Below are 6,989 nucleotides of genomic sequence, written 5' to 3'. Positions count from 1 at the left end.
CCCCCCCCCGGGGAGGCGCCCCGGCAGCGGTCACTGCCGGGGCCGGGGCGCGAGGCGGCGCCGACGGAGCAGAACTCCGGCGTCAGCGTGCGCACTCTCGGCCAGGGCGCGCCCTTCGCCCGGCAGGCGGGCGAGCAGCACACCGGCCAGCACGCGGTCCAGCCACCCGCGCCCGCCGCGCCGCCCGCACCGCAGCCTCCGCAGACCCAGCCGCCCGTACCACCCGCGTCCACCCCCGCCCCCGCCCCCGCGTCCACGCCCGCGCAGAGCAGCGCCGGGCAGGGCCGCCGCCGCAAGCTCGCGGCTCCCCCGGCGGAGAAGGAGCGCGCCGCCGAGGCGGCCGCCGCCGCCATCGCCGCCACGCCTCCGCAGCCCCAGCCCCAGCCCCAGTACCCTCCGGCCCAGCACACCCACAGCGGGCGGGAGTTCGCCATCGGCGCGCCCGAGGCCGGGGCCGAGGGGCCGGAGCACCTGGATGGTCCGGGCGGGGCGGTGGAGGTCACCGGCGGCAGCGGCCGGGTACCGCCGCCGGCCGACGACGAACTGCCGCCCGAGCCCCTGGACAACCCCCGGCGGCTGCTGGTGTGGCCCGAGCCGGACGTCTCCACCCAGCAGGCCCTGACCGACCGCGGCTACCGCCCCGTCATCGTCCACTCCCGTGAGGAGGTGGACGCCCAGATCGCGGCATACCCGGCGGCCCTCTTCGTGGATCCGCTGACTGGCCCCATCACCCGCACCGCCCTGCAGTCGCTGCGCCAGGCGGCCGTCGCCGCCGAGGTGCCGGTGCTGGTGACGGCCGGTCTGGGGGTGGCCTCGCGCGAGGCGGCGTACGGCGCGGACCCGGCCGTCCTCCTCAAGGCCCTCGCGCCGCGCGACAGCGAGCAGCACCCGCCGCGGGTGCTGCTGGTGGAGGAGCACACGGCCATCGCGGACGCCATGGCCGCGACGCTGGGGCGGCGCGGCATGCAGACCGCGCACGCCCCCTCGGACGCGGAGGCGGTGCAGCTCGCGGCGCAGATCCGGCCGAACCTGGTGGTGATGGACCTGATGCAGGTGCGCCGCCGCCGCGCCGGGATCATCGACTGGCTGCGGGCGAACGGCATGCTCAACCGCACGCCGTTCGTCGTGTACACCTCCGCCTCCATCGACGAGGCGGAGCTGCCCGGTCTGGCGTCCGGCGAGACGGTCCTCTTCCTCGCGGAGAGGTCCACGAGCCCGGAGGTGCAGGCGCGCATCGTGGACCTGCTGGCGAAGATAGGCACCAACTAGGAGGTCCTGGCCGGCGGATGGGGCTGTCCGCCCGGAGGACGGGCTCCGCCGGACAACCCCCGGATCCCCGTGGCAGGCGCCTCGCCACCGGGCGGGCGGTTCGACGGGGCGGACGGCCCGCGCCCTGGGCGCCGGAGACTCCGCGGCAACGGCGGCGTGGCCGGTCTCATCGCCCCGTGCGGGAACGACGACGTGGAAGCTCGTTCCGCCGGCTGAGACGGAGGCCCCCCCCGGGCACCGGGCTTCTCAGAGAAAACACAGACGCCCGAAAGGACCCTCTCAAGGACCCCCGCAAGGCTGTGGAACATGACCACAGCCTCACCCCGGGCGCTCATCGAACCGCTGAGGCCGGACGGGAACCCTGTCCCCGCGTTCGTGGCGGACGACGAGCAGCCGACCACCGGCTCCCCCTCCACGGCTCCGCGTCACGGTCTCCGCACACCGTCGAGAACGGCGACGTGAGAAAGCCCGGTGTCATGCGAACCGACCACTCCCCCAGCGGGGGGCCCGCCCGTGAGTACCTGCCTCCCCGGGAGCACGTCCCGGCCGGGGAGGCGGTCGCACCGGTCCTGGACGTGGTGATCCCCGTCTACAACGAGGAGAAGGACCTCCGGCCGTGCGTTCACAGACTGCACGAACACCTCACGCGCACCTTCCCCTACACGTTCCGCATCACGGTCGCGGACAACGCCTCCACGGACACCACCGCACAGGTGGCCGCGGAGCTGGCGGAACGGATCACGGAGGTCCGCTCCTTCCGGCTGGAGCGGAAGGGGCGGGGCCGGGCTCTGCGGTCCGTCTGGTCCGCCTCGGACGCACCGGTCCTCGCCTACATGGACGTGGACCTCTCCACCGACCTGAACGCCCTTCTGCCCCTGGTCGCTCCGCTGATCTCCGGCCATTCGGACCTGGCCATCGGCTCACGGCTGAGCCGCGGCTCACGGGTTGTGCGGGGGGCCAAGCGCGAGTTCGTCAGCCGTTCGTACAACCTGATCCTGCGGGGTTCGCTCCAGGCCCGCTTCTCCGACGCGCAGTGCGGGTTCAAGGCGATCCGCCGGGATGTCGCCCGGGTTCTGCTCCCTCTGGTGGAGGACGGCGGCTGGTTCTTCGACACCGAGCTGCTGGTGCTCGCCGAGCGTGCGGGACTGCGGATCCACGAGGTACCGGTCGACTGGGTCGACGACCCCGACTCGACGGTGCGCATCGCCCGGACGGCGGCCGAGGACCTCAGGGGCGTGTGGCGGGTCGGCAGGGCGCTGGCCACCGGCTCGCTGCCACTGGCCCGGCTGGCCAGGCCCTTCGGCGACGATCCGCGGGACCGTGAGCTGACGGGCGTACCGAGGGGGCTGGCGAGGCAGTTGGCCGGCTTCTGCTCCGTCGGCGTACTGTCCACCCTGTTCTACCTGCTGCTCTACAGCGGCTTCCGGATCTTCACCGGCTCCCAGGCCGCCAACGGTCTCGCCCTGCTGATCTCGGCGATCGCCAACACGGCCGCCAACCGCCGGCTGACCTTCGGGGTGCGGGGGCGCGGCGGTGTGGTGCGGCACCAGGCGCGGGGGCTGATCGTCTTCGGGGTCGGCCTCGTACTGACCTCCGGATCGCTCGCCGTGCTCCACGCCGCGTCCGACGCCCCCGCCCGTTCCGCCGAACTGGCGGTTCTCGTCGCCGCCAACCTCGCCGCGACGGTACTGCGGTTCCTGCTGTTCCGGGCGTGGGTGTTCCCCCACCGCGACGACCGGGCCCGCGGCCACCGTGGCGGCACCGCGCCGCGGAGCGGTGCCCCCGTCGTGCCCCACACCACTGATGCGTTCGATCCGGCCGACACCGACCCGAGGACCCCACGATGACCACGCAGCCCGATCGGACGAGTACCGGCACAGGCCGGGGGACGGGCCCCCGCCCGGCCCCCGCCCCCATGGCGGGCGGGCCGCGGCGGCCGCTCGCCCGGAGGCTGTGGCGCGGGCGGCCCGAGGACCCCCGCTGGGCGCGGCCCGCCTTCCTCGCGCTGCTGCTGGTGACCGGGCTGCTGTACCTGTACAACCTCAGCGCGTCCGGGTTCGCCAACTCCTTCTACTCGGCTGCCGTGCAGGCGGGCAGCGAGTCGTGGAAGGCGTTCCTCTTCGGCTCTCTGGACGCGGCGAACGCCATCACCGTGGACAAGCCCCCGGCCTCGCTTTGGCCGATGGGGCTCTCGGTACGGCTCTTCGGTCTGAACTCCTGGACGATCCTCGTGCCCGAGGTGCTGATGGGTGTGGGCACGGTCGCTGTCGTGTACGCGTCCGTCAACCGCCGTTCCGGCCCGGCCGCCGCTCTGGTCTCGGGCACCGTGCTGGCGCTGACGCCGGTCGCCGCGCTGATGTTCCGGTACAACAACCCCGACGCCATGCTGGCGCTGCTGCTGTCCCTGGCCTGTTACCTCGTCGTCCGGTCCCTGGAGGACGGCCGTACGAAGTGGCTGGTATGGGCCGGCGCCGTGATCGGCCTGGCGTTTCTGGCGAAGGGGCTGCAAGCCTTCCTGATCCTCCCCGTTCTCGCACTCGTCTACGGCGTCCGCGCGCCGGTGACGGTGGGGAAGCGGCTGACGGGGCTGGCGTGGGCGGCTCTCGCGCTGGTCGTCTCCGGCGGCTGGTGGGTGGCGCTCGTCGAACTGTGGCCCGCGTCCTCCCGTCCGTACATCGGCGGCTCGCAGAGCAACAGCTTCCTGGAGCTGACCTTCGGCTACAACGGCCTCGGGCGGCTCAACGGGGAGGAGACCGGCAGTGTCGGCGGAGGCGGTGGTGCCGGAGGCGGCCGGTGGGGCGAGACCGGTTGGGGCCGGATGTTCGACTCCTCGGTCGGCGGCCAGATCTCCTGGCTGCTGCCCGCCGCGCTGATCCTGCTGGTCGCGGGGCTGGTCATCACCCGCCGGGCCGGGCGGACCGATCCGACACGCGGCTCGTTCATGCTCTGGGGCGGCTCGCTGCTGCTGACGGCCGCCGTCTTCAGCCACATGGCCGGCATCTTCCACGAGTACTACACGGTGGCTCTCGCCCCGTACATCGCCGCACTGATCGGCATGGGCTCGGCCGTCCTGTGGGAGAGGCGCCGTTCGGCCTCCGTCTCCCTCACCCTCGCGGCCACGACCGCGATCACCGCCGGCTGGGGGTACGTCCTGCTCGGCCGCACGCCCGAGTACCTGCCCTGGCTGAAGTGGGCGGTCCTGGCCGGCGGGCTGGCCGGGGCACTCGGACTGCTCCTGGCGGGTTTCGCGGGCCGGACCGGACGTCGTCTGACGCTCGCGGTGGCCGGACTGTCGCTGGCGGCCGCGCTGGCCGGTCCGACGGCGTACACGCTGAGCACGGTGCAGGAAGGACACACCGGTTCCCTCGCCGTCGCGGGCCCGGCTGGAGCGGGCGGCAGGGGTGGGGACGCCGGCCCCGGCGCGGACGGCCGGGACCGGCCGGACCAGCGGGACGGGGCCCCGCCCGGGGACGGCCCGGCAGGGCCGGACCAGCGGGACGGCGGCGACGGCGGCACGCCCGGCCGCGGGGCCGGCGACGGTCTCCCCGGCGGCGGAGCGGCGGGGCGGGACGATCGGGACGGCCCGGCAGGGCCGGACCAGCGGGACGGCGGCGGCAACGGCACGCCCGGCCGCGGGGGAGGCGCGGGCGGTCTGCTCAACGGCGCGACCGTGAGCCCCGAGGCCGGGGAACTGCTGGAGGCCGACGCCGACAGCTACACCTGGGCCGCCGCCGCGGTCGGCTCCCAGACCGCGGCCGGCTACCAGCTGGCGACCGGCGAGCCCGTGATGGCGGTCGGCGGCTTCAACGGCACGGACCCCTCGCCGACACTCGCCCAGTTCCAGCGGTACGTGGCGGAGGGGAGGATCCACTACTTCATCGCGGGCGGCGCGGGCGGCCGTGCGGACGGAGGCGGCGGCGCGGGCCGCGCGTCGGGCACCTCCTCGCAGATCACCTCCTGGGTGGAGGAGAACTTCGAGGAGGTGACGGTGGGCTCCGCCACCTTCTACGACCTCACCGGTGAGGCCGGCGGCTGACAGCCGTTCAGCGGGCTTCGCGCAGTGGGCGGGAGCCTCCGGCCGGTCCTGGCCGGAGACTCCCGCCCACGGGGCCCCATCCGGTCAGGTGCTCGCGGTCTCGGTCTCGTCCGGGTGGAGGCCGTCGAGGATGAGGGCGAGGCCGAAGTCGAACTCCCCGGCGTAGTCGTAGCCGGGCCGAAGCACGTGCTCGACGGCCAGTTCGGCGAGGTGCGGGTAGGCGTCGGCGGGCATCTCGCGCAGGATCGCGCCCGCGACCTCGTCCTGCTCGGCCGCGCCGGTGAACGGCAGGTTCAGCTCCTGGAGCACGAAGCCGTACAGGTAGCTGTCGATCAGTGAGACGGCGTGCGCGGCCATCCGGACGGAGAAGCCCCCGGCGCGCAGGGCCCCGATGACGGCGTCGTGGTGGCGCAGGGTGGCCGGGCCGGGCCGGGAGCGGGAGTCCATCAGGCCGACGGCCCACGGGTGGCGCAGGAGGACGGCGCGCGCGGAGACCGCGCGCCGGCGCATGGAGCTCCTCCAGTCCGTGTCGCGCGGCGGCAGTTCGATCTCGCCGAAGACCGCGTCCACCATGCCGTCGAGGATGTCCTCCTTGCCCGACACGTGGTGGTAGATCGACATCGCCTCGACGCCCAGCGGCCCGGCGATGGCCCGCATGGTGAGCGCGGCCGACCCCTTCTCGTCCGCCACCGCCACCGCGGCGCGGATCACGCGCTCCCGGCTGAGCGGGGTGCGCGCCGGCGCCCCGCTCCGGACCTTTCCCGCCTCGGGCATCCGCCTCTCCTCTCGCCCCGCTTGACCACCTTACGGCGTAAGGCTAGCGTACCTTACAACGTAAGGCGGAAACGCCGAAGACTCCGGCGGAAGGGCTGGGCCATGGACACGGATCGGATGAAGAAGGTCTGCATCGTCGGGGCCTCGGGGAAGCTCGGGCAGTACATGGTCCGGCACGCGCTGGAGCGCGGCCACGAGGTCGTCGGCGTGTGCCGGGAGCGCAGCGTGCCGAAACTGGCCGGGTTCGAGGGCCGGATGACCGTCGTCCCCGGGGACACGAACGACCGGGAGGTGATCCGGCGCGCGGTCGCCGGATGCGACGGGGTGCTGACGGTGCTGGTGCCCTGGGGGGTGCGGCAGTACTCGTCGGGCACGGCGCAGGCGGTGCTCGACCACGCGCGGCCGGGCGCGCGCCTGGTCTTCTCCTGCGGCTGGCACATCACGCGCGACGGCGAGGACAGGTACTCGCCCCTGTTCCGGCTGGGCGTCAGGGTCGCCGCCCGGGTGGGCAGGCTCGTGCGCTACGTCGAGATCGACGACCAGGTGGAGGCCTGCCGCCGGATCTTCGCCAGCGACACCCGGTGGACCGTGGTGCGCGGCAGCAGCCTGGAGGAGGGCGAGAGCCAGGGCCTGCCCGTGTGGAGCCGGCACGTGGGCGACCCGGTGCTGGCCAGCGACAGGACGCGCCGGGTGGACTTCGCGCTGTTCATGGTGGAGGCGCTCACCGACGACGCGCTCGTGCGTGAGGCCCCGGCGATCGTCGGCCGCCTCACCCCCAGCGCCCTGGCCCACGCCGGAGGCCGTAGTGGTGGCCGTGCCGGGGGCCGCGCGAACACGCCCGGCTGAACCGGACCCGGTCGTACCGCACGCGGGCGGCCCGGACGGGGAGTCCCCGTCGCCGTCGGCGCCC

5 protein-coding genes are annotated in these 6,989 nt (G+C 74.3%); 4 read left to right on the top strand and 1 reads right to left on the bottom strand.

Annotated features, from left to right (window positions below):
- From LJ221_RS22445 to LJ221_RS22435, 3 genes are all read left to right on the top strand, one after another.
- Positions 1–1,269 (top strand): hypothetical protein (locus LJ221_RS22445; RefSeq protein WP_241718534.1); only part of this gene is annotated, 1,269 nt, incomplete at its 5' end.
- 476 nt (positions 1,270–1,745) lie between these two features.
- Positions 1,746–3,116 carry a bifunctional glycosyltransferase family 2/GtrA family protein gene (locus LJ221_RS22440; protein ID WP_241718533.1) on the top strand — a complete coding sequence of 457 codons (1,371 nt, stop codon included), beginning with the start codon at positions 1,746–1,748 and terminating at the stop codon, positions 3,114–3,116.
- On the top strand, positions 3,113–5,305 hold the full coding sequence (locus LJ221_RS22435; protein WP_241718532.1) for a glycosyltransferase family 39 protein: 2,193 nt from the start codon (positions 3,113–3,115) through the stop codon (positions 5,303–5,305). The genes LJ221_RS22440 and LJ221_RS22435 overlap by 4 nt, the downstream gene beginning before the upstream one ends.
- Positions 5,306–5,389: 84 nt before the next feature.
- On the opposite strand, the gene LJ221_RS22430 is transcribed toward LJ221_RS22435, so the two are convergent.
- The gene (locus LJ221_RS22430; RefSeq protein WP_241718531.1) at positions 5,390–6,079 is read right to left on the bottom strand and encodes a TetR/AcrR family transcriptional regulator; all 690 of its coding nucleotides are present in this window, start codon (positions 6,077–6,079) and stop codon (positions 5,390–5,392) included.
- Positions 6,080–6,181: 102 nt separating this feature from the next.
- On the opposite strand from LJ221_RS22430, the gene LJ221_RS22425 reads away from it, so the two are divergent.
- Positions 6,182–6,925, top strand: coding sequence for an NAD(P)-dependent oxidoreductase (locus tag LJ221_RS22425; protein ID WP_241718530.1), 744 nt, complete (start codon positions 6,182–6,184; stop codon positions 6,923–6,925).
- Positions 6,926–6,989: the final 64 nt, after the last annotated feature.

The sequence above is a fragment of the Streptomyces sp. CNQ085 genome, assembly GCF_022614595.1.
In the GTDB taxonomy this organism is placed as follows: Bacteria; Actinomycetota; Actinomycetes; order Streptomycetales; family Streptomycetaceae; genus Streptomyces.
Note: the sequence above shows the minus strand (reverse complement) of the source record. Positions and strands in the feature narration are given on the sequence as shown.

Excerpts from the sequence above, each read along its gene's own strand:
- LJ221_RS22440 (WP_241718533.1), top strand. The coding sequence starts at position 1,746 with ATGCGAACCGACCACTCCCCCAGCGGGGGGCCCGCCCGTGAGTACCTG.
- LJ221_RS22435 (WP_241718532.1), top strand. The coding sequence starts at position 3,113 with ATGACCACGCAGCCCGATCGGACGAGTACCGGCACAGGCCGGGGGACG.
- LJ221_RS22430 (WP_241718531.1), bottom strand. The coding sequence starts at position 6,079 with ATGCCCGAGGCGGGAAAGGTCCGGAGCGGGGCGCCGGCGCGCACCCCG.
- LJ221_RS22425 (WP_241718530.1), top strand. The coding sequence starts at position 6,182 with ATGGACACGGATCGGATGAAGAAGGTCTGCATCGTCGGGGCCTCGGGG.